Genomic DNA, 21,942 nt, shown 5'->3' with positions numbered 1-21,942 from the left:
AAGCTGGATGGTGTTTGTCACTTTTTCCAGCTTATATTCTTTTGAGGGGGATGATCTACCGTCAATGAATATTCCACATGCTGATAAAATCGTGCATTTCACTTTCTATTTCGTAGCCATGATATTGGGTTCGTTATTTCTTCTGGAATTGAAATCCGATAGAAAGGATATCTTGAAAAAAATTAAATTTTTGGCAATTCTACTTATTTTGTTTGGTATAATTATTGAGGTTATTCAAGGAACGTTGACAGTTGCCAGATCAGGGGATGTTCTTGATGCTGTGGCAAATAGCACGGGTGTTGCCCTAGGATTTATAGCCATTTTGTCTATATTTTATAGGCAAAGAGGGTTAAAATAAAGTATTACTTGTTTTTTTGTCAATTATTTAGTTAAATTAGCGAACATTAAAAAAATTAAATATGGAATTAAAAAAGAACCCAAAAGCAGATTTAAGAAAGAATAGCGGTACCTACTTCGTCATAGGGCTTGCTGTTGTAATGTTTTTGGTATGGAGAGGTTTGGAATGGAAGACCTATGAAAAGACGAACGACTATGATGTCTCCATGAATGTTGAGGATATGTTGGACGAGGAAGTTCCAATGACCGAGCAGATTAAGACACCACCACCTCCACCACCACCAGCAGCTCCTGAAATCATCGAAATCGTTGAAGATGAGGTAGAAGTTGAGGAAACGGTAATTGAATCTACTGAAACCAGCCAGGAAGAAGAGGTGATAGAAGTAGAGGATGTAGAAGTCGAAGAAATAGAAGAAGATATTGATGTGCCTTTTGCTGTAATTGAAGATGTTCCGATTTTTCCGGGTTGTGAAGGTGAAAAGGGAAAAGGAGCAAAAGCAATGCGTGATTGTTTCCAATCAAAAATGCAAAAGCATATAGCCAAAAACTTCCGTTATCCTGAAATTGCCCAAGAAATGGGTGTTCAAGGTAGGGTTAACGTAATGTTCGTTATCCAAAAAGACGGTAGTATCGGTGGGGTTAGAATGCGTGGACCGGATAAAAACCTTGAGAAAGAAGCCGCTAGGATTATCGGTAAACTTCCTAAGATGACCCCAGGTAAACAAAGGGGTAGAGCGGTAAGGGTTCCTTTCAGTATTCCAATTACCTTTAGGTTGCAATAGATAATTTCCTCGAATGTACTTTTTAAAGGTGCATAAGGAAAACAAAACATATTTAATGTATTAAAATCCTGGGCTTAAGCCCAGGATTTTTTTTAACCATACTGTCGGTGTTTCCAAGACAAATGTATGATTGGGGAATGCTGCCCATCCAAGCAATAAATTAGTTTTATATATAATAAGGTGAAATATGCTAGAAGGGGTGTTTCCAATAGGGAATCATAAACCTTGGTATTTCGTTGCACACCTTGCTTACACCAATTATATTTGCGTTTGATAAAAAATGATAATGAAAACTGCGATTAAGCCAGCGAAACATATCTCTTGGTCTACGATGTTTGCTGATTTTAAGGAAATTACCAAGGTGAGACTCGCAGTCAGTGTTGTTTTTTCCTCCATTGCCGGTTATTTGTTGGGTGCCTATGAAATAAGTGTCGTTACCTTGTTGTTATTGGCTTTTGGAGGGTATTGTATGGTGGGAGCTTCGAATGCGTACAACCAAATCATCGAAAGGGATCTTGACGCCTTGATGAAAAGAACAAGAAACAGGCCTATTCCATCAGGAAGGGTGTCTGTACACCAAGGGTTGATCATCGCGGTTCTATTAACCGTTTTTGGTGTAGTTTCACTATATTTTGTGAACCCTAAAACTGCCATGTTCGGGGCTATATCAATTTTTTTATACACCAGTGTTTATACGCCTTTAAAGACAATTACGCCACTTTCTGTTTTTGTAGGGGCATTGCCAGGGGCTATACCCTTTATGTTGGGGTGGGTTGCCGCAACCAATGAATTTGGGATTGAGCCGGGTACCTTGTTCATGATACAGTTCTTTTGGCAATTTCCGCATTTTTGGGCTCTAGCTTGGATGTTGGATGACGATTACAGAAAGGGTGGGTTTAAATTGTTGCCAACAGGAAAGAAAGATAAAGGTACCGCGGTCCAGATAATCATGTATACCATTTGGATGATGGTCATTTCCGTTATTCCTGCTTTCGGTATTACCGGTCGCTTGCATTTGTCCATCATAGCTGCTGTCATTGTTTTTCTTATGGGTGCTGTAATGTTGTTCTTTGCTTTTAGACTATATGATAAAAGGGATAATGTTTCTGCCCGTAAATTAATGTTGGCCAGTGTAACGTATATCACTTTTATTCAATTGGTTTATGTGTCCGATAAATATATCGGTATGCTTATTTAATCTTTACAAGGAATTGAATTCCAGTGTTTTTTAGAAAGAAGTGTTTAAGTAGTTTTAATTATATGAATAGGTTTTTATGGATTTAACTCAAGGGACCCAGAAAGAAAAGAACGATAGGTCTAAAAAAATGATGCTTTGGTTTGGCATCGTTAGCTTACTTATGGCCTTTGCTGGGTGGACAAGCGCTTATATAGTTAGTAGTAAAAGGGAAGATTGGTTGGATAATATTGAGATGCCGTCTTCTTTCTATATCAGTACCTTGGTGATTATTATTAGCAGTGTAACCTATATGTTGGCCAAAAAGGCTATTACCAAAGATGCTATTAAGGCCTGTACGTCTTGGTTGGTCTTGACCCTGGGGTTGGGCGTGCTTTTTATAGTTCTTCAGTTTAATGGTTTTTCGCAAATGATAGCGCAAGGGTATTATTTTACAGGTCCTACCAGTAGTATAAAAATGTCCTATATATTCCTCATCGCTGCGGTACATGTGATCCATGTAGTGGCCGGTATTATTTCTTTATTGGTTGTTCTATACAACCAGTATAAGGGAAAATATTCTTCAAAAGAGTATTTGGGATTGTCCTTAGGAGCCACTTTTTGGCACTTTTTAGACCTATTGTGGGTGTATCTTCTTGTTTTTATGGTTTTGGTCGATTAAAAACCATTTTTTTTTGATTTCTTGGCGTTAGACTTTTGTATGTTGGGAAAAAATGTATTTTTGTGAAAATTCTAATCATACGATAACTGACTAATTTATGGATTCTACGGTAACAACTGGAGTGGAAGAAAGTGTTTGGGGTGGTGGTGACAACCGTCCTTTAGGTGCGAGCTACGGCAAAATGATGATGTGGTTCTTTATACTATCAGATGCTTTGACATTTTCCGGGTTCTTGGCCGCATACGGTTTTTCACGATTCAAGTTTATTGAAACTTGGCCCATCGCAGATGAGGTTTTTACACACGTGCCTTTCTTTCATGGTAACTATCCCATGTACTATGTGGCATTTATGACCTTTGTGTTGATTATGTCTTCCGTAACTATGGTTTTGGCCGTTGATGCAGGGCATAGAATGAAAAAGAACAGTGTTATCTGGTATATGTTCCTGACCATAATAGGAGGGGCAATATTCGTTGGCTCCCAAGCTTGGGAATGGGCAACTTTCATTCAAGGTGATTATGGAGCGGTAGAGACCAAAGGTGGTCGAATCCTGCAATTCGTAAATGCGGATACCGGTGAAAGGGCAGCGTTGGCTGATTTCGCGGCGACACTTCCAGAAGAAAGGACGATCCATGAAAATAAAAACGGAATTTGGTTTTATAGTGAGGGGTCCTTACCCACTTATTCCGTTAACGAAGTGTTAGAGGGTTTTAAAGCCCATTCGAATATCGTAGTACGTACTGAAACCATTAATGAAGAAGGTGAGAAAGTCGTATTGTCAAGGCAAGAATCTTTGGCAAAACTTAAAAATGCAACCCAAGTAGTAGAAGGGGCTAATCTAATTCATAATGAATATGGTAGTAGGCTGTTTGCCGATTTCTTTTTCTTTATCACGGGCTTTCACGGTTTCCACGTTTTTTCAGGGGTAGTGTTCAACCTGATCATATTTTTCAATGTGGCCTTGGGTACCTACGAAAAAAGAGGTCATTATGAAATGGTCGAAAAAGTGGGTCTTTATTGGCACTTTGTAGATTTGGTCTGGGTATTTGTATTTACATTCTTTTATTTGGTGTAACCATATCCCGTTTTTAGGTTTTACACAGCATAGTATAAAAAATTAATATTTAGTTTAACATGGCACACGCACACAAGTTGGAAATTTTCAGGGGACTTTGGAAATTCAAGTCGAATACCCAAAAGATTTGGGGGGTACTTGTCTTCTTAACCTTAGTAACGGCTGTTGAAGTGGCTTTGGGTATTATTAAGCCCCATGCACTTACTACTAGCCACGTTTTAGGGATGAAAGCACTGAATTGGATTTTTATTATTTTGACATTGGTAAAGGCATATTATATAGCGTGGGACTTTATGCACCTAAGGGATGAAAAAAGTTCGCTACGTAGAGCTGTTGTTTGGACATTCCTGTTCCTTGTTGCTTATTTAAGCTTTATTCTTTTGGTTGAAGGAAACTATATCTACAATGTCTTCAAGGACGGTTTCGTAACTTGGAACTTCTAATAAGATATTATTAACAAATTAAAAGACGGTTTAAAGACCGTCTTTTTTATTTTTGTATGAACCGAAATGAATTCGGTAGTATATAAAAGTTTGCCGGTAATTGGCATCACATCCCAAATGAAAAAAACCGTTGTTCTAGTAGTACTGTTCATACTGCCTATTGTAGCTTATCTCTTCTTTGCCTCTGGTATCAATAATTTTGGAAAACTTCCTGTTCTTACGGAAAACATATCGGATATAACCGAAGTTGATGATACGTACACACTTCAAGATAAAATAACCATCTTGGGATTCCTTGGGAGCGATTTGGAAAATAAAAAGGGTATCGCTTTTAATTTAAACCAGAAAATCTACAAAAGGTTTTATGAATTCAATGATTTTCAGTTCGTAATGGTAGTTCCCAATGGAAGTGAAAGTAAAGTGGAAGAACTTAAGTCAGAACTGGGAAATTTGGCCGATGTTGTAAAATGGAACTTTGCCTATGGTGAAAAAGAACAGATACAACGTTTTTTCGAAGGATTAAAGACCGATTTAACCTTGGATGATAATCTAGCCACACCCTATGTCTTTATAATCGATAAGGATAAGAACCTTCGGGGAAGAACCAATGATATTGATGAAGGCACCAAATATGGATTTAAGGCAACTTCTGTAGCGGATTTGAACAATAAAATGGAGGATGACGTAAAGATCATTTTGGCAGAATATCGGTTGGCACTGAAAAAGAACAATGCGGAGCGTAAAAACCAATGATTCGCATTACTGTATCAGGGCAATTGAATATGGTCGTGTTTCAACCGTTTAATAGAGAATTGTCTTTGTTATTGGTATAAAGGATCATAAAAGTTAAAACTCATGAAAAACAAATACACCTATGTTTGGATATCGTTTATAATCTTGGTCTTTGGGATAATATTTATTCCTAGAATCGTTGATCGCGTGGGTTCTGGTACGGTTGTGGAAAATGACCGAATTAATTTAAAGGATAATAATGCGGAACTGGCATATATTTTTTTGAATGGGAAAAAACGAAGGGTCCCTTCGTTCGAATTTATAGATCAGGATAGCTTGGTAATTACCGATAAGGATTATTTAGGTAAGGTATATGTTGTGGAGTTTTTCTTTACATCTTGTCCTTCTATTTGCCCTATAATGACCAAGAACCTTGTAGATGTTCAGAACGAGTTTAAAACAGCGACCAATTTTGGAGTGGCTTCTTTTACGATTACACCGGAATACGATACTCCGATGGTACTTAAGGAATATGCCGAGAAACACGGGGTAACCAATTTGGATTGGCATTTTTTGACCGGTAAGCAAGAAGCCATTTATGACTTGGCCAATAAAGGATTTAATATTTTTGTTTCAGAAATGCCCGACGCCCCAGGTGGTTTTGAGCATGCCGGACTTTTTGCCCTTATTGATAAAAAAGGCTATTTGCGCTCCAGGGTCGATGAATTCGGAAATCCGATTATCTATTATCGCGGAACCATTACTGAGGACCAAGGAGAAAATGGGGAAGGGGAAAAGGAACAGATTTCCATATTGAAAGAAGATATAAAAAAACTTTTAAAAGAATAAACTAAGATGGAAACGGTCGATATTCGAGAGAAAAAATTCAATAAATTAATCACGGTGGTTTCCATTGTTATTCCATTGGTCGTTGCCTTGTTGTTCGGGGTTAAGATTCCCAATGTGGAGCCCTTGTCTTTTTTGCCTCCTATCTATGCCTCTATAAATGGGCTCACGGCCCTTATCCTGATTGTCGCTGTTTGGGCGATCAAAAATGGGAAAAGGGAATTGCATCAAAAGTTAATGACCTTTTGTATTGTGCTCTCCCTTCTGTTCTTGGTTATGTATGTGGCTTATCATATGACATCGGATTCCACACCTTTTGGTGGCGAGGGAGCGATTAAATATGTCTATTATTTTATATTGATTACCCATATAGTTCTATCTATTGCTATTATTCCTTTGGTATTACGAACTTATGCAAGGGCATATTTAAAGAAGTTTGATGCACATAGGAAATTGGCCAAAATAACATTCCCTATTTGGTTGTATGTCGCCATTACCGGGGTAGTGGTTTATTTAATGATCTCACCTTATTATGTTCATTGATGAAAACTAAATTCATATTTATCATAGTACTTGCTTTTTTATTGTTGCCACAAGGTATTGAGGCACAATGTGCAATGTGTAGGGCTGTTTTGGAAAGCGAAGGCAATACATCCTCAGCAGAAGGGATAAATAATGGCATTGTCTATTTAATGGCCATTCCTTATCTATTGGTGGCTGGTGTCTTCTATTTTGTTTATAAGAAAATGAAAGCCTGATCATTAATTGGGTATAAAAAAATACACCACCTTGTGTAACAATTATTTGGTTTTGTAGTCTTATGATAGTACGGTACTCCGGTATTGTATTCATCAATCAAAATCAATCATATGTTCGACATCGAAAGATGGCAAGAGATTTTCGAAACGATTCGTAAGAATAAATTGCGAACGTTCTTAACGGGCCTCTCCGTCGCCTCCGGTATTTTCATTCTAGTAATTTTATTGGGTTTTGGTCAAGGCATGCAAAATGGTATTGCCCAAGAATTTGAAGATGACGCCTCGAATCGTATTGTCGTTTGGACCCAAGTTACCACTAAAGAGTTCAAAGGGCTCAATCCTGGCCGGTCAATACAAATGCGAAATGGGGATTATGATCATATTGAAACGAGGTTCGCCGATCAATTAGAGGGGCGATCCGCTAGGTTCAGGGTGCCCAATGCCATGGTCAATTATAAAAAAGAATCGGTCGGGTACAGTGTTCAAGGAATTCATAGCGGGTATCAGCAGATAGAAAACCAATACATGTCGCAAGGGCGGTATATCAATTATGAAGATCATCGTAATGTTTCTAAGGTAGCCGTAATAAGCAATACCATTAAAAGGGAAATTTTTAAAAACGGTGACGATCCCTTGAACGAATATCTAGATATATCCGGAATAAAATTCAAGATCGTAGGAGTTTATGGTGATAGGGGTGGAGAACGCGAAGAGGAACGCATTTTTATCCCAATGTCTACGGCACAAAGGGTCTTTAACGGTTCGGATAGGGTAAACAATCTGTACTATACACTTAAGCCTGTTGAAAATCTAGACCAGGCTGTGGCCGAATCCATGAAATTTTCCAATGATATGAAACGGTATTTACAGGAAGTACATACTGTTGCCCCTGATGATGACAGTGCCATTAACGTATTCAATACTTTGGAAGAAGTGAAACGTTTCTTTAATCTGATAAGCGGTATCAAAATGTTCTTTTGGTTCGTGGGTATATGTACGATCATCGCCGGGGTGGTCGGTGTAAGCAATATCATGTTGATCGTGGTTAAGGAGCGTACTAGGGAAATAGGGGTAAGAAAGGCCTTGGGCGCAAAACCTTGGTCCATTGTCGGAATGATTTTGCATGAGGCTATTTTCGTAACTGCAATTTCGGGTTTTGCCGGACTTATTTTCAGTATGGGGTTATTGGAGGTTTTCGGGCCCTATATTGAGGTTGATTATATATTGAATCCCTCAGTGAATTTCAACGTGGCCTTATCCACGGTGTTTGTCTTGATATTCGCAGGTGCAGTGGCTGGTTTTTTCCCAGCGTGGCGAGCGGCCAATATACATGTAATCGATGCCCTTAGGGATGAATAGTTAAAACTAGGATAAGATGTTCAATAAAGATCGTTGGAAAGAGATATTAGAAGTGTTGACCAGTAATTGGTTCAGGACACTCCTTACCGCATTCGGTGTGTTTTGGGGTATTTTGATACTTATCATTCTTTTGGCTGCCGGAAAAGGATTCCAAAATGGGGTCATGGCCGATTTTGGTGATATTGCCACAAATACCATGTTCATGTGGTCAAGGAATACGACCAAGGAATATATGGGGTTGCCCAAGGGAAGACGTTATAATTTTAAGTTAGAGGATGTTCAGGCGATTCGCGATAATGTGCCGAACCTACGATTTGTTTCGCCAAGAAACCAATTGGGAGGTTTTCAAGGGGCGAACAATGTGACCAGGGGTATCAATACAGGGGCATTCAATGTTTATGGTGATTACCCGGAGATTATAAACCAAGATCCTATGACCATAACTTCGGGCCGTTTTATAAATCATTCCGATATTAATGAAAAGAGAAAAGTAGCGGTTATCGGTATCGGTGTCAAAAGCAGTCTGTATGACAAGGGGGAAGAAGCAATCGGGACGTATATCAAGATCCAAGGGGTAAATTTCATGGTCATCGGAACGTACAAAAAGAAGAGTAATGATGGCGATGGTGAAGAATCCCAAAATGAGATTTTCGTGCCTTTTACCACTTTTTCACAGGCATTCAATCGGGCCGATAATGTAGGTTGGATGGCGATTACCGCCCAAGATGGACATTCCATAACCTCATTAAAGGAAAGAATTGTATCTATCGTAAAGCAAAATCGAAAAATACACCCCGATGATAAAAGGGCCGTAGGGTACTTTGATCTTTATGAACAGTTCAATAGGGTAGAAAGTCTTTTTGCTGCTTTGAAGTTCATTGCCTATTTCGTGGGGATATTGGTGTTGATATCCGGTGTTATCGGAGTTAGTAACATTATGTTGATCGTGGTAAAGGAGCGTACTAAGGAAATTGGTATTCGCCGTGCTTTGGGAGAGGATCCAAAATCCATTAAACTACAGATTGTAATGGAATCACTTTTCCTCACGATAATTTCAGGTATGGCAGGTATTTCTTTTGGGGCATTTTTTATTTATGGCATTAATGCTTTGTTAGATTCCAGCGGACCGGTAGATATGTTTCTCAGTCCAAGTGTAAGCGTTGGGGTCGTTGCGGCGGCATTGGCCATTTTGGTCATTTCGGGACTTTTGGCAGGGTTCATTCCCGCACAAAGCGCTATAAAGGTCAGACCCATAGATGCTTTAAGAACAGAATAATAAATTCAATCAATCAATCATAAAATAGAATTTAGAATGAAAAAGTCAGTAACCTTAATTATTTTATTGGTACTCGTAGTAACCTTTGGTGGGGCTATGTACTATCTATATCAAAAAAACGCCGAGGATCCGGTGGTTTACGAAACCGAAGCGCCTAGTAAGAAGGATATAATCAAGAAAACGGTCGCAACGGGCAGCATTCTTCCTTTGGAGGAAGTACTTATAAAACCTAATATTTCAGGTGTTATAGAAGAGGTTTATGTTGAAGGTGGTGATTATGTAAAATCGGGGGATTTATTGGCCCGTATTAAAGTAGTGCCCAATCTTACTGCCTTGAACGATGCTAGAAATAGCATTGATGAAGCGCGGATTGATCTACAGGACCAGAAACGGAACCTTGATCGCCAAAAAAGCCTTTTTGATAAAGGAGTGATTTCTAAAGTGGACTTGGAAAGGGCACAAGTGAGTTTCGATCAGGCGCAACAGGCATACGGTGCGGCCAATAAACGTTATGATATTGTAAAGACCGGAACTACGAGCGGATTTGGCAATTCGGCCAATACAATGATAAGGGCAACGGTCAGTGGAATGGTTTTGGACGTACCCGTTGAGGTGGGCAATCAGGTGATTGAAAGCAACAATTTCAATGAAGGTACGACTATTGCTGCAATTGCGGATGTTGAAAAAATGATATTCGAAGGCAAGGTAGATGAATCCGAAGTGGGTAAAATATCGGAGGACCTTCCTTTGGAAATCACAGTGGGGGCTATTGAAAATAAGGTGTTCGATGCCGTGCTGGATTATATCGCACCAAAAGGTGAAGAGGAAAACGGAGCTATTCAGTTTGAGATCAAAGGAACGTTGAAAAAGCAAGATTCCGTGTTCATTAGGGCGGGGCTTAGTGCCAATGCATCTATTATTCTAGGGCGTGCCGATAGTGTTTTAGCCTTGAAGGAAGCCTTGGTGCAATTTGATCCGGATACTAAAAAACCATTTGTCGAAATAGAGACAGGGGAGCAGGACTTTGAGCGTCGGGATATTCAATTGGGTATTAGCGATGGTATTTTCGTAGAGGTGAAATCAGGTGTGTCGGATGGCGATAAAATCAAGGTCTGGAATGAAGTGAAACCCGATGAATTTAGCAATTAAGCCTAGCCACTTTATACACTATTAAGATTTAAAATATATTACCGTATATCGAGGTGGTCGATTAAGTTTTTAACATAATATTTGGAGTTATTGTTGTAACATTTTAACAACTTAGGTGTCTTATGGGGGTATTTGCATAGGGACGATTCCAAACAACAAACAAAACCAACATGATTGAAATAAAAGATCTTCACAAATCCTATAAAATGGGGAGCAATTCGCTTCACGTACTCAAAGGGATAAATTTTACGGCAGAATCAGGGGAATTGGTAGCGATTATGGGGTCTTCGGGCTCCGGAAAATCTACATTGTTGAATATCCTGGGAATGTTGGATGAGGCCGATTCTGGTGATTATACCTTGGATGGTGTTCCCATTAAGAATTTAAATGAGACCAAAGCGGCCAAGTATCGCAATAAATTTTTAGGATTCATTTTTCAGTCTTTTAATCTTATAAACTATAAAAGCGCCATGGAGAATGTCGCACTTCCGTTGTATTATCAAAAAATACCTCGTAAGGAGCGCCAAGAACGGGCTATGAAATACTTGGAACAGGTAGGTTTGAAAGAATGGGCTCATCACTTACCCAGTGAACTGTCAGGTGGGCAAAAACAACGTGTTGCGATCGCACGGGCCATGGCTGCCGAACCTAAGGTTTTGTTGGCTGATGAACCTACTGGGGCATTGGACAGTACCACTTCATATGAGGTAATGGATTTGATTCAAAAAATCAACGATGAAGGCAATACGATTTTGGTGGTAACCCACGAAGATGACATTGCCCATATGTGCAAGCGAATCATCCATTTGAAAGATGGCGTAATCGAAAAAGATGAAAAAGTTACCCAGGTAAGAGCTTCGCAATATGTTTAGTAGAGACAACTGGAAAGAAATATTCGAAACGATACAAAAGAACAAATTACGTACGTTCTTGTCGGGATTTACCGTAGCCTTGGGTATTCTCATCTTTGTGGTTTTGTTTGGCTTCGGAAATGGGTTGATCAATACTTTTGATGAGTTTTTCGGGGACGATGCAACCAATGTGTTCTATGTTTTTCCAGGTAGGACCTCAATGCCTTACAAGGGGTATAAATCCAATAGGCAGATAGAGTTCGATAATGACGACTTGGCCGAGATCAATAAAAATTTCGCGCCTTTTTTGGAATATTCAACACCTAGGATTTTTAGGAGTGGACTGGTAAAATACAAAGAGGAGTCGAATAATTACTCTACAAGGGGGGTAGGTCCTGCGCATCAATATGCCGAAAAAACCATTATGATGAAAGGGCGGTACCTTAATAAAGAGGATATCAAAAATAAAACCAAGTACGCCGTAATAGGTAGGTTGGTCGAAAAAGACCTATTCGGTGCCCATAAGTCCATAGGGGAGTACATTGATATTTCCGGTAGTGCATTTAAAGTAATCGGCGTTTTCCAGGATGATGGTGGGGATAACGAAGAACGGAATATCTATATCCCGTATACCACGCGGCAATTGATCGAAAAGAATACCGATAAAATAGATCAGATCGTATTGGCCTTTAAGCCCGAATTGGGCTATGCGGGGGCTATGGCCTTTGAAACGAGCTTGAATAAGTTTTTAAGGGAAAAAAAATACATAAACCCAAAGGATCGGAACGGATTGTTTATACGGAATGTAGCTGACCAATTAAAACAAAACCAACAGTTCGCAAGGGTGTTGCAATTGATTGTTGCTTTCGTAGCCTTTGGGACCATAATAGCTGGCATTATCGGAATCAGTAATATAATGGTCTTCGTGGTTAAAGAGCGAACCAAGGAATTGGGTATTCGCAAGGCTTTGGGGGCAACACCAAAATCGGTAATCGGGACAATACTTTTGGAATCTATTTTCATTACCACCATATCAGGGTTCATAGGTATGATGATCGGTATCGGTATCCTGAGTTCACTGGGTGAAAAATTAAAAGATTTTTTCATTACTAACCCTAACATAAACTTGGGTACGGCAATTTTTGCAACCGTGATATTGATAATTTTTGGAGCGTTGGCGGGTTATATTCCAGCACGACGGGCAGCGCGTATTAAACCGATTGTAGCATTAAGGGACGAATAAGATGAATTTCATATTTGATAAAAATACTTGGCAAGAGATTTTTGGTTCTATCGGAAAGAATAAGACCAGAACCGTCATCACCATAATCGGGGTGCTATGGGGAATCTTTATCTATATAGCACTTTCCGGATCGGCTAAAGGTCTGGACAATGGTTTTGAAAAGGCTTTTGAGACCGTGGCAATGAACAGTATGTTCGTTTGGGCCCAAAGTACAAGTATGCCTTATGAAGGGTTCAAGACCGGTAGGCAGCTCCAATTGAAAATGGGTGATGTGTCCGTTTTGGAAAATAGGGTGCCTGCCATTCAGAATATTGCTCCCAGAAATGCAAAAGGGGTATTTGGGGATGAACCGGCACTGGTCGTCAATGGTCAAAAATCCGGGAATTATGCCATTTATGGTGATTATCCGGTATTTACGAAAATCGCTACAAAGAAAATCTATGATGGCGGTAGGTTCATTAATGATGATGATATAGAACAGTCAAGGAAGGTATGTGTTATCGGTGAGCGAACCCAAAGCGAATTGTTCGATAAAGATGAAGACCCCATAGGGGCATATATCAGGGTAGACGATATTTATTTTCAAATAGTAGGTGTTCATAAATTCACTCCTGGGGGAGGGTTTGAAACCGATAGCGACATATTCATTCCGTTTACCACTTTTAGGAAACTGTATAATACAGGTGATAATGTAGGTTGGTTAACCATTGCCGCTTACGATGATGCTGATGTGGTACAGGCAGAGACCGATGTAAAGTCCGTTTTAAAAAGTATACATAGGGTGGATCCAGAGGATGAAAGGGCATTTGGTTCTTTTAACCTGGGAGAGGTTTTTAACCGAATCATGGGATTTGCAAAAGGAATGACTTTCTTATCCCTTGTAGTAGGTATCGCCACTATTTTGGCCGGGGTCATTGGTATTGGTAACATTTTATTGATATCTGTAAAGGAACGCACCAAGGAATTGGGCGTAAGACGGGCATTGGGAGCAACGCCTAATGAAGTAAAATCACAGATTATTCTCGAATCGGTGTTTTTGACCGTGATTGCAGGGATTATGGGTATAATCCTAGGGGCGGCGACCCTTAGTTTGATCAATAGTATAACAGAAGGAGGGGACTTTCCCTATGCGAACCCTACAGTTCCTATACCCTATGTTTTGGGCGCTTTGGTGATCATGGTCGTTTTAGGGACCTTGATCGGACTAATACCCGCCCAACGGGCAGTAAGTATAAAACCTATAGATGCCTTGCGCGAAGAATAATAGTAGAATAAACAATAAACCAGTATATAAATAAACACCTAATAAAATGAACAAAATTTTAAAATATTCGTTGATTGGACTTTTAGTGCTCGGGGCACTTTGGGCTACGGCATTTTTCATAAAATCCAATAGTAAGTCGGCCGTGACTTATGAAACCATGAAACCGTTCATTGCCAATATAGAAAAGAAAACCGTGGCCACTGGTAAAGTTGTTCCCGAGGATGAGATAGAGATCAAACCACAGATTTCCGGTATCATAGAGAAAATCTATATGGAAGAAGGTGCCAAGGTTAAATCGGGCGATTTGATTGCCAGGATCAAAGTTGTACCCAATGAGCAATCCTTGAACCAAGCTCGCGGTAGGGTCAGGAATGCGGAGTTGGCCTTGAGCAATACGACTATTGAATATAATAGAAATAAGGCATTGTTCGATAAAGGGGTCATATCCAGTCAGGATTTCAATAACCTTCAATTGCAATTTGATCAAGCCAAGCAAGAATTGAGTAATGCACAATCAGATTATCAAATTATACGTAGAGGGTCTGCTGGAGGATCTGCCACGGCAAACACCAATATTAGGGCTACTGTTGACGGTACTATTCTTGAAATCCCTGTTGAGGAAGGTGATCAGGTCATACAAAGTAATAATTTCAACGATGGTACTACCATTGCGACCATTGCCGATCTTACCAAAATGATTTTTGAAGGTAAGGTCGATGAAGGGGAAGTAGGCAAACTGCAAATAGGAACACCTTTGAAAATAAGTCTTGGTGCTGTGGAAGGGACCGAATTGGATGCAAAATTACGTTTTATCGCACCAAAGGGTATTGAAGAAACGGGGGCCGTACAGTTTAAGATCGAGGGGGATGTTGAGATTAATGACGATGTTTTCATTCGTGCAGGTTATAGTGCCAATGCTTCGATGATCTTGGAGAAAAAGGACAGTGTAATGGTCATACCCGAGGCCTTACTACAATTTGATAAGGAAACCGACAAGCCTTATGTCGAGGTTGCAGTTGGTAACGTTGATGATCAGAAATTTGAACGTAAGGATATTGAAATCGGAATTTCTGACGGAGTGAATGTTGAAATCGTATCCGGAATTTCGGAAGAAGATCAGGTAAAACAGTGGAACAAAACCGAGCCGATTAAAAAAGGAGAGGAAGAAGAAGGTTCCGAGGAAAGTGAAGAGTAAATCATCAATCAATAATCAAAAAATCAAGAAATGAAATTTAAACTAACCGCAATACTCCTGGTATTGACCATAGGATGGGCAACGGCCCAACAAAAAAAATGGACATTGGAAGAATGTGTTGCCTATGCCGTTGAGAATAATTTGAGTGTAGAGCAATTTGAGTTGGATCTGGAAAATGTAAAGATTGATAAGAAAGACGCTTTGGGAGATTTATTGCCGAGTCTAAATGCTTCTGCATCGGCTTCAAGTAATACGGGTTTCTCGATTAATCCGACGAACAACCTACCTACCAACAGCACGGCTTTTAATTTTAATGGTAGTATAACTGCCGGAATTACTTTGTACAACGGGTTGCAGAATATTAGGGCTGTGAACAGGGCGAAAATGGCTGCTATTTCGAGCCAATATAGATTGGACAATCTAAAGGACGATATTCGGTTGAACGTAGCCGATGCCTATCTTCAAATATTATCCAACAAGGAGGCTTTAAAAGTGTCAAAAGCGCAATATGCCGTTACCGAACAAGATTTGAAACGAACCAAGGAGTTGGTTGAGTCCGGAGTTGTTCCCAAAGGCGATTTATTGGAGATCGAGGCTACTGCAGCCAATCAAGAGCAACAAATCGTAAATAATGAGAGTTTGGTATTGATTTCTAGGATCAACCTTGCCCAGCTATTACAGATTACCGATTATGAGAATTTTGATGTAACCGATGGGGCCTTTGAAATACCACTTTCCGATGTTTTGAATAATTCTCCAAAAAGTATATTCGCAAAAGCATTGGAGTTTAGAAATGATATTAAATTCTCCAAATCCAATGTAGAGCTTGCGGAAAAAGACTTACAGATTGCCAAAGGGGCTTATGCCCCTACATTATCAGGTTTTTTTCAATACGGATCTAGATATTCGGATGTTACCGAAATTCCTGATTCAAACGGGGTTTATTATACCCCAAGTTTTAAAGACCAACTATGGGTTTTCGATGGTATTTCCTACGGGGTGCAATTAAGCGTTCCTATTTTTAATGGTTGGGGTACGCGCAATAACGTAACCCGGTCAAAAATCACTTTGGAAAAATCACGATTGCAGTTTGAGCAGGATAAATTGGATTTGGAAACGACCATAAACCAGGCTTATGTAGATGTGACAACCTTTTATAAGTCGTACGTGGCTGCGGAAAAAACCTTAGAGGCTAGAAGATTGGCCTTTGAATATTCCAAGGAACGTTTTGATGTTGGGTTGATGAATTCATTTGAATATAGCCAGGCGCAATCCCGAGTGGATAATGCAGAGGCCGATGTGGTTCGAACCAAGTATGCGTATATCTTTAGATTGAAGATCCTTGAATTTTACTTTGGTATTCCTATTACTTTGAATTAGGATCGTTAAAAGGATAAATAAGGCCCATTACGATTATAAGTAATGGGCCTTTTTATTTTTAAGGCTTTAGGTATATCTTTGCAAGCTATGGCTTTGATTCTGAATTTAGAGACCGCTACGACAAATTGCTCTGTTTCCATTGCTAAAGATGGAAAGATAATAGCGATAAAAGAGCATAATACCCCTAACTATTCACATTCTGAACAACTGCATGTCTTTATACAAGATGTTTTGAAAGCGGCAGCAATAAAAAAGAAAGACCTCGATGCCATAGCCATTAGCAAAGGACCTGGGTCTTATACAGGTCTGCGTATTGGGGTTTCGGCGGCAAAAGGTCTGTGTTATGCTTTGGATATTCCTTTGATTTCAGTCCCTACTTTGCGGAGTATGGCCGAACAAGCAACCAAAACAGACGTGGAATATATAATCCCTTTGTTGGATGCCCGAAGAATGGAAGTGTATTCCACTGTATTCGATAACTCATTCTCGGAAATAAGACCCACCAAAGCGGAGATTATAGAAGCAACTTCCTTTCAAGAATATCTAAGTAAAGGCAAGGTGCTCCTAATGGGTAGTGGCGCTGAAAAATGTATGGGGATAATTGATCATGAAAATGTCATGTTCAATACGACCACGGTACCTTCTTCCAGGGAAATGGGAAGCTTGTCCTTCAATAAATATAAAGATAACGACTTTGAGGATGTAGCTTATTTTGAACCGTATTATCTGAAGGATTTTGTGTTGCAACGTAAAAAGTCCTAAGCTTTCTCTTGGTGTAAGACCCTTTGTGGAAAAGGAATTTCTATTCCAGCTTCATCAAATCTGTTTTTTAATTCTTCCAGAACGTTGAAATGCGCTGCCCAGAATACTTCGTTTTCTGCCCAAAAGCGCAATGAGAGGTTAACAGAGCTGTCCGCCAATTCCCCAACATAAACTTCAGGTGCCGGATCTTTAAGGATGTCCTCGTTTTCAGCACAGATTTGGAGTAAGATATCTTTTGCTTGCTTTATATTGGAGCTATACCCAATACCTACCGTAATCTTGTCCCTTCGGGTACTTTGTGCGTTATAGTTAATGATGTTGTTGTTAGACAGTTGTCCGTTGGGTATTATGGCGATTTGGTTTCCAAAAGTGCTTAGTTTAGTCGTGAAAATGGTTATTTCCTTTACCGTGCCATCAACACCTTGGGCCGAGATGAAATCACCCAACTTAAAGGGTTTAAATACGAGAATAAGTACCCCGCCCGCAAAATTGGCCAAGGAACCTTGTAGGGCCAAACCAATGGCCAGACCTGCCGCACCAAGCATGGCTACCAACGAAGAGGATTGTACGCCCAGTTCGGTAATGACCAATACAAAGAGCACTATTTTAAGGCCAATATTGATAAAACTCTGAAGGAAAGACTCCAAAGACGGGTCGTAATCCGCCCTACTGAAGAATTTCCTGACCATCCTGTTGATGAATTTGATGAGCCATAATCCTAATATTAAAATCAATATGGCGGTAATGATAGAGGTGGCAAACCCTGGTAAAACTTCCCATAACCATTCTTGGGCTTTGGTAATACTTTCTTCGTAACCATTGATCATTTTCATGTATCTTAATTTTCATGCAAAAAAAATAAAATTCCAATCCCTTGGCAATTTATAAGAACTAAACAATTGTTAATCTTGTAGCGTGGTTGCGCTAACTGTCTTAGCAGGGGGCAGATATTGTATTCCATAAAAAAAGCGTCCCAATAGGACGCTTTCCATTATTCGTTTAAGCCGAAGGTTATTTGACTTCGAAAGTGATTTTCACATTGACCCGGAAATCGGATATTTCACCATCCTTGACACTGGCACTTTGGTCCTGAACATAGACAGAACGTATGTTTTTTACACTTTTGGATGCTTCTGCAACCGCTTTTTTAGTGGCATCTTCCCAACTCTTTTCTGAATTGGCCAATACTTCGATAACTTTTAAAACTGACATAATTAGTGTTTTTAAATTGTTCTCTTAAAGTTAACGAATAAAAAGAAGAATGACTAATCAAGTTGTGGAAAATCAACCGTTTAGGGCCACGACTTCATTCACCTTATCTCCCAACATGTTCTTAAGCATGGTTTCAATGCCATTTTTCAAGGTATAGGTAGAAGAAGGGCAACCGCTGCAGGCTCCTTGTAGGATTACGTTTACCGTTTTGCTTTCCGATTCATAGGATTGGAAAAGAATATTGCCTCCATCACTGGCCACGGCCGGTTTTACATATTCTTCCAGTATATCTATGATCTGTTTGGATGTGTCATCCATGAAATCTTCGGCGGAATACGTTTTTTCGGTCAGGGAATTTGCATTCGAAACACTATGCTCAGAGACTACCTCATTTCCGTCCGCTAAGAATTCACGTATCATTTCACGTAACTCCATGGTAATGTCTTCCCATTCGGCCACATCGTATTTGCTGACCGATACATAATTTTCATCCAAGAAGACTTCCTTTACAAAAGGAAATTGGAACAACTGTTTTGCCAATTTAGAGTCTTTGGCCTCATCTATGTTCTTGAACTCGAAAGTAGCGGGTACTATACGCTTGTTGCATACGAACTTCATTACCGAAGGGTTCGGTGTTACTTCGGCATATACAGTAATCGGGACTTTTTTACTTTTTTCCTCTTCGATGACCACAGGCTCACCGGAATTCAAATAATCGGTCAATTGCTGGGCGACCTCCTCCTCTACATCGGTCCATTCGATAATATTGTAGCGCTCTAGCCCAATAAAGTTTCCCGAAATATAAACGGTTTTTATAAATGGGAGATGGAACAGCTGCTGGGCCAAAGGGGAATTTTTGGCCTCATCTATATTTTTAAATTCGTAGTTATTGTTTTTTGTGATGAAATGGTTGGTCTCAAATTTTATAACCGCAGGGTTATTGGTTTGTTTAATAGTTATTGAGTACGCTTTCATAGAATTTGTTTTCCGCAAAAGTACGAACTTATTAGTACTTTGGTATATTATAATAATGTTGCGATTCAACCGTTATATGTAATGTTTGGTCGATTTTACATTAGCAATTCCCATTATCTATATGAAACTTCGTTTGGTTTTAATGTTTATCATCTTAACTTTTGGCCTTAAATCAATGGCACAAGAGGGTATTCCCGTATATTTTGATTATTTGTCGGACAATTACTATCTCGTTTACCCTTCAATGGCTGGTATCGGTGAAGGTGGGAAAATTAGGGGTACCATTAGAAAACAATGGTTTTCGGTTGATGAAGCTCCAAGCCTTCAGACATTAAGCGCTAATTTTAGATTAGGGGACAGCCCTAGTGGTGTTGGTGCCATATTCTTTAATGATGCCAATGGCTACCATTCCCAAACGGGACTTAAGTTGACGTATGCCCATCACTTGAAATTAGGGGGCGATGTCCGCTATTTGAACCAATTGTCTTTTGGGATCAGTGGGGGATTATTGCAAAGTAGTTTGGATGAAACCGAATTCCGTTCGGTTATTCCCGATCCCATTATAACGGGAGGTAAGAACAGTGTCAGTTATTTTAATGTGGACTTGGGCATGTCTTATAGCCTTATGGAATTTTATGCCCATTTTTCTGTATTGAATGCCTTGGGTAGTGGTAGGGATCTATATACGGCCATTGAGTTTGATAATCTGAGGAGGTACTTGATTTCTGCGGGATATGTTTTTGGTAAGAACGAATGGCAATACGAACCATCGGTCCTTTTTCAATTGACCGAGTTCACCGAGGAAAAAACCATGGATATCAATGCGAAGGTGTACAAAGATGTAGATTTTGGAAGAATCTGGGGAGGCTTGTCATATCGAAGAAGCTTCGACGGGGCACAGTTCTTGGTCGATGGGTCTTTTGGCGAACAACGTTTGCAATTGATTACACCGATCATAGGCGCGAACATCAAAAACTTCATGATTTCGTATAACTATTCCTATCAAATGGGCGATGTGCGTTTTGATAATGGAGGGTTCCATCAAATTACCTTAGGGTACGATTTTGGGCAATCTGAGCGTCGATACGATTGTTATTGTCCTGCAGCACAATAAAAAAAGGCCTATCCTTTTTAGAGGATAGACCCTTTACCAAACACCAACTAAATAAGTTCAAGAATTGACCACAGGTGATTAATCCCACTTATAGTTTTTCTTTTCTGCTTGTTTTTTAATGGCTTCCAGCATGGCGTTTTCCAATTCGCCTTTAGCATTCTCTTTTTGGTTTTCGGCAATATAAACCTCGCGTTTCGAATTGAGTTCCTGTATCTCTTTTTGGATATCGGCACGTTCTCTCTTTTTTGTTTCGATATAACGCTCTATTTCAGATGTTGATTTCCCTTGTAGTTCTGCGGGTAATTGTTCTTTTTTGATTTCTGAAACATCAAAATCCTTGTCATCCATAGCATCGACCAAGTCCCACGATGAATTCTTGTACATTCTAGAGCTTTTACTCACCGCTCTTTTAACGATGACCGTTTCTTCCAATGCTTCGGCATTAGCGTCCTGTTCGGCTTGCATGGCCATTTTAGAGGCGCCGAGACTACCATAGGATATATAGGTTTTGTTCAATTTACCGTTCAATTTAATTATGATGTCATCATAAGGTGTGTCTATATGCACTATACGCTTGTTATGGTCAATGGCCATGTATTCCCCTCCGGTCAAGGTGGCTCCTTTTTTCCAATCGCCATTTATGCCTTGTTCATAATTACCGCAGAAAATGGTATTGACCACCACATCTTTTTCAGTGGCATTGGTCACGGCATCCTTATAGTTTAATTTTCCTTGTGTAAAGGGTTCGTTTCCGGCAATGAAGATCATCTTTAAATTGTCGGGGTTTTTGCCCCAGTCCAATTGTTTTAAAGAAGTTTGTATCACCTGGCCGCAATATTCCTCACCTCCATTAGTGGTCAAGGAAAATAGTTTTTCCGAGATTTCATCCAGGTCATTGCTGAAATCCAACACTTGTTGAATATACCCTTCTTTTGAAGAAAGGTTATCATTGCCGTATTGGTAGAGTGCTATTTGCAGTTGCGGACGCGAATCATTGCCGCATTTGGCATGTGTAAACTTGTTTACGATATCCCAGAGTTGTGATTTGGCCTGATTTATCAATCCGTCCATACTGTTACTAGTGTCTAATAACAGGGCGATCTTAACGGTATTGTTGTCCGCTTTTTCCTTTTTATGGGTAATGGTCGCTTGGGCGATGATGGGTTCGATTTTACTTTTTTTCGGGGTCAATTCACAGGCATACGCCGTGTTGACCGTTGCTGCCAAAAGGCAAATTCCTAAAATGCGATGTACTTTTTTCATGATATTCTTTTTTGTTTTATTTCCCACGAAGTGGAAATCGGTTATGTTTC

Annotated in this window: 24 protein-coding genes; 20 read left to right on the top strand and 4 right to left on the bottom strand. The window is 39.7% G+C overall.

Annotated features, from left to right (window positions below; translation table 11 throughout):
* The first annotated feature begins 64 nt into the window (after positions 1 to 64).
* From GJ691_RS04265 to tsaB, 19 genes are all read left to right on the top strand, one after another.
* Positions 65 to 358, top strand: coding sequence for a VanZ family protein (locus GJ691_RS04265; protein ID WP_484502582.1), 294 nt, complete (start codon positions 65 to 67; stop codon positions 356 to 358).
* Between the two features lie 61 nt (positions 359 to 419).
* The gene (locus GJ691_RS04260; protein ID WP_154364107.1) at positions 420 to 1,139 is read left to right on the top strand and encodes an energy transducer TonB; all 720 of its coding nucleotides are present in this window, start codon (positions 420 to 422) and stop codon (positions 1,137 to 1,139) included.
* Between the two features lie 286 nt (positions 1,140 to 1,425).
* The gene (cyoE, locus tag GJ691_RS04255) at positions 1,426 to 2,337 is read left to right on the top strand and encodes a heme o synthase (RefSeq protein ID WP_154364105.1); all 912 of its coding nucleotides are present in this window, start codon (positions 1,426 to 1,428) and stop codon (positions 2,335 to 2,337) included.
* 76 nt (positions 2,338 to 2,413) lie between these two features.
* Positions 2,414 to 2,995: a cytochrome c oxidase subunit 3 gene (locus GJ691_RS04250; RefSeq protein ID WP_154364103.1), complete on the top strand. Its 582-nt coding sequence runs from the start codon at positions 2,414 to 2,416 to the stop codon at positions 2,993 to 2,995.
* 97 nt (positions 2,996 to 3,092) lie between these two features.
* Complete coding sequence (locus GJ691_RS04245) at positions 3,093 to 4,070, top strand: cytochrome c oxidase subunit 3 (protein ID WP_154364101.1); 978 nt, start codon at positions 3,093 to 3,095, stop codon at positions 4,068 to 4,070.
* A 59-nt stretch (positions 4,071 to 4,129) separates the two neighbouring features.
* A complete protein-coding gene (locus tag GJ691_RS04240) occupies positions 4,130 to 4,513 on the top strand; it encodes a cytochrome C oxidase subunit IV family protein (RefSeq protein WP_154364099.1) in 384 nt (127 codons plus the stop codon).
* Positions 4,514 to 4,630: 117 nt separating this feature from the next.
* The gene (locus GJ691_RS04235) at positions 4,631 to 5,266 is read left to right on the top strand and encodes a hypothetical protein (RefSeq protein ID WP_154364735.1); all 636 of its coding nucleotides are present in this window, start codon (positions 4,631 to 4,633) and stop codon (positions 5,264 to 5,266) included.
* A 102-nt stretch (positions 5,267 to 5,368) separates the two neighbouring features.
* Positions 5,369 to 6,094, top strand: a complete 726-nt coding sequence (locus GJ691_RS04230) for an SCO family protein (protein WP_154364097.1) — start codon at positions 5,369 to 5,371, stop codon at positions 6,092 to 6,094.
* A gap of 6 nt (positions 6,095 to 6,100) precedes the next feature.
* The gene (locus tag GJ691_RS04225) at positions 6,101 to 6,634 is read left to right on the top strand and encodes a DUF420 domain-containing protein (RefSeq protein WP_154364096.1); all 534 of its coding nucleotides are present in this window, start codon (positions 6,101 to 6,103) and stop codon (positions 6,632 to 6,634) included.
* Entirely contained in the window at positions 6,634 to 6,849 is a 216-nt protein-coding gene (locus GJ691_RS04220; RefSeq protein WP_154364093.1) for a hypothetical protein, read from the top strand. Before GJ691_RS04225 ends, GJ691_RS04220 begins: the two co-directional genes overlap by 1 nt.
* Positions 6,850 to 6,960: 111 nt before the next feature.
* Complete coding sequence (locus GJ691_RS04215; protein ID WP_154364091.1) at positions 6,961 to 8,208, top strand: ABC transporter permease; 1,248 nt, start codon at positions 6,961 to 6,963, stop codon at positions 8,206 to 8,208.
* A 16-nt stretch (positions 8,209 to 8,224) separates the two neighbouring features.
* Positions 8,225 to 9,484: an ABC transporter permease gene (locus GJ691_RS04210; protein WP_154364089.1), complete on the top strand. Its 1,260-nt coding sequence runs from the start codon at positions 8,225 to 8,227 to the stop codon at positions 9,482 to 9,484.
* A 36-nt stretch (positions 9,485 to 9,520) separates the two neighbouring features.
* Positions 9,521 to 10,633 (top strand): efflux RND transporter periplasmic adaptor subunit, encoded by a 1,113-nt coding sequence (locus tag GJ691_RS04205; RefSeq protein WP_154364087.1) that lies wholly within the window; start codon positions 9,521 to 9,523, stop codon positions 10,631 to 10,633.
* A 170-nt stretch (positions 10,634 to 10,803) separates the two neighbouring features.
* The gene (locus GJ691_RS04200; RefSeq protein WP_154364085.1) at positions 10,804 to 11,505 is read left to right on the top strand and encodes an ABC transporter ATP-binding protein; all 702 of its coding nucleotides are present in this window, start codon (positions 10,804 to 10,806) and stop codon (positions 11,503 to 11,505) included.
* On the top strand, positions 11,498 to 12,727 hold the full coding sequence (locus GJ691_RS04195; RefSeq protein ID WP_154364083.1) for an ABC transporter permease: 1,230 nt from the start codon (positions 11,498 to 11,500) through the stop codon (positions 12,725 to 12,727). Before GJ691_RS04200 ends, GJ691_RS04195 begins: the two co-directional genes overlap by 8 nt.
* A 1-nt stretch (position 12,728) precedes the next feature.
* Positions 12,729 to 13,991, top strand: coding sequence for an ABC transporter permease (locus GJ691_RS04190; RefSeq protein WP_154364081.1), 1,263 nt, complete (start codon positions 12,729 to 12,731; stop codon positions 13,989 to 13,991).
* A gap of 46 nt (positions 13,992 to 14,037) precedes the next feature.
* Positions 14,038 to 15,186, top strand: coding sequence for an efflux RND transporter periplasmic adaptor subunit (locus GJ691_RS04185; RefSeq protein WP_154364079.1), 1,149 nt, complete (start codon positions 14,038 to 14,040; stop codon positions 15,184 to 15,186).
* 30 nt (positions 15,187 to 15,216) lie between these two features.
* Positions 15,217 to 16,566: a TolC family protein gene (locus GJ691_RS04180; protein WP_154364077.1), complete on the top strand. Its 1,350-nt coding sequence runs from the start codon at positions 15,217 to 15,219 to the stop codon at positions 16,564 to 16,566.
* Positions 16,567 to 16,653: 87 nt separating this feature from the next.
* Positions 16,654 to 17,328: a tRNA (adenosine(37)-N6)-threonylcarbamoyltransferase complex dimerization subunit type 1 TsaB gene (gene tsaB, locus GJ691_RS04175; protein ID WP_154364075.1), complete on the top strand. Its 675-nt coding sequence runs from the start codon at positions 16,654 to 16,656 to the stop codon at positions 17,326 to 17,328.
* On the opposite strand, the gene GJ691_RS04170 is transcribed toward tsaB, so the two are convergent.
* The 3 genes from GJ691_RS04170 to GJ691_RS04160 form a co-directional block, all read right to left on the bottom strand.
* Entirely contained in the window at positions 17,325 to 18,161 is an 837-nt protein-coding gene (locus GJ691_RS04170; RefSeq protein WP_154364073.1) for a mechanosensitive ion channel family protein, read from the bottom strand. The two genes, tsaB and GJ691_RS04170, sit on opposite strands and share 4 nt — an antisense overlap.
* A gap of 178 nt (positions 18,162 to 18,339) precedes the next feature.
* Entirely contained in the window at positions 18,340 to 18,540 is a 201-nt protein-coding gene (locus tag GJ691_RS04165; protein ID WP_109651298.1) for a dodecin family protein, read from the bottom strand.
* Positions 18,541 to 18,612: 72 nt separating this feature from the next.
* Complete coding sequence (locus GJ691_RS04160; protein WP_154364071.1) at positions 18,613 to 19,515, bottom strand: NifU family protein; 903 nt, start codon at positions 19,513 to 19,515, stop codon at positions 18,613 to 18,615.
* A gap of 121 nt (positions 19,516 to 19,636) precedes the next feature.
* Here GJ691_RS04160 and GJ691_RS04155 point away from each other — a divergent pair, with 121 nt between their 5' ends.
* Positions 19,637 to 20,629, top strand: coding sequence for a PorP/SprF family type IX secretion system membrane protein (locus GJ691_RS04155; protein WP_154364069.1), 993 nt, complete (start codon positions 19,637 to 19,639; stop codon positions 20,627 to 20,629).
* 78 nt (positions 20,630 to 20,707) lie between these two features.
* Here GJ691_RS04155 and GJ691_RS04150 read toward each other — a convergent pair whose 3' ends face one another.
* Positions 20,708 to 21,892: a VWA domain-containing protein gene (locus GJ691_RS04150; protein WP_154364067.1), complete on the bottom strand. Its 1,185-nt coding sequence runs from the start codon at positions 21,890 to 21,892 to the stop codon at positions 20,708 to 20,710.
* Positions 21,893 to 21,942 lie beyond the last annotated feature (50 nt).

Source organism: Maribacter luteus, from assembly GCF_009674825.1.
In the GTDB taxonomy this organism is placed as follows: domain Bacteria; phylum Bacteroidota; class Bacteroidia; order Flavobacteriales; family Flavobacteriaceae; genus Maribacter_A; species Maribacter_A luteus.
Note: the sequence above shows the minus strand (reverse complement) of the source record. Positions and strands in the feature narration are given on the sequence as shown.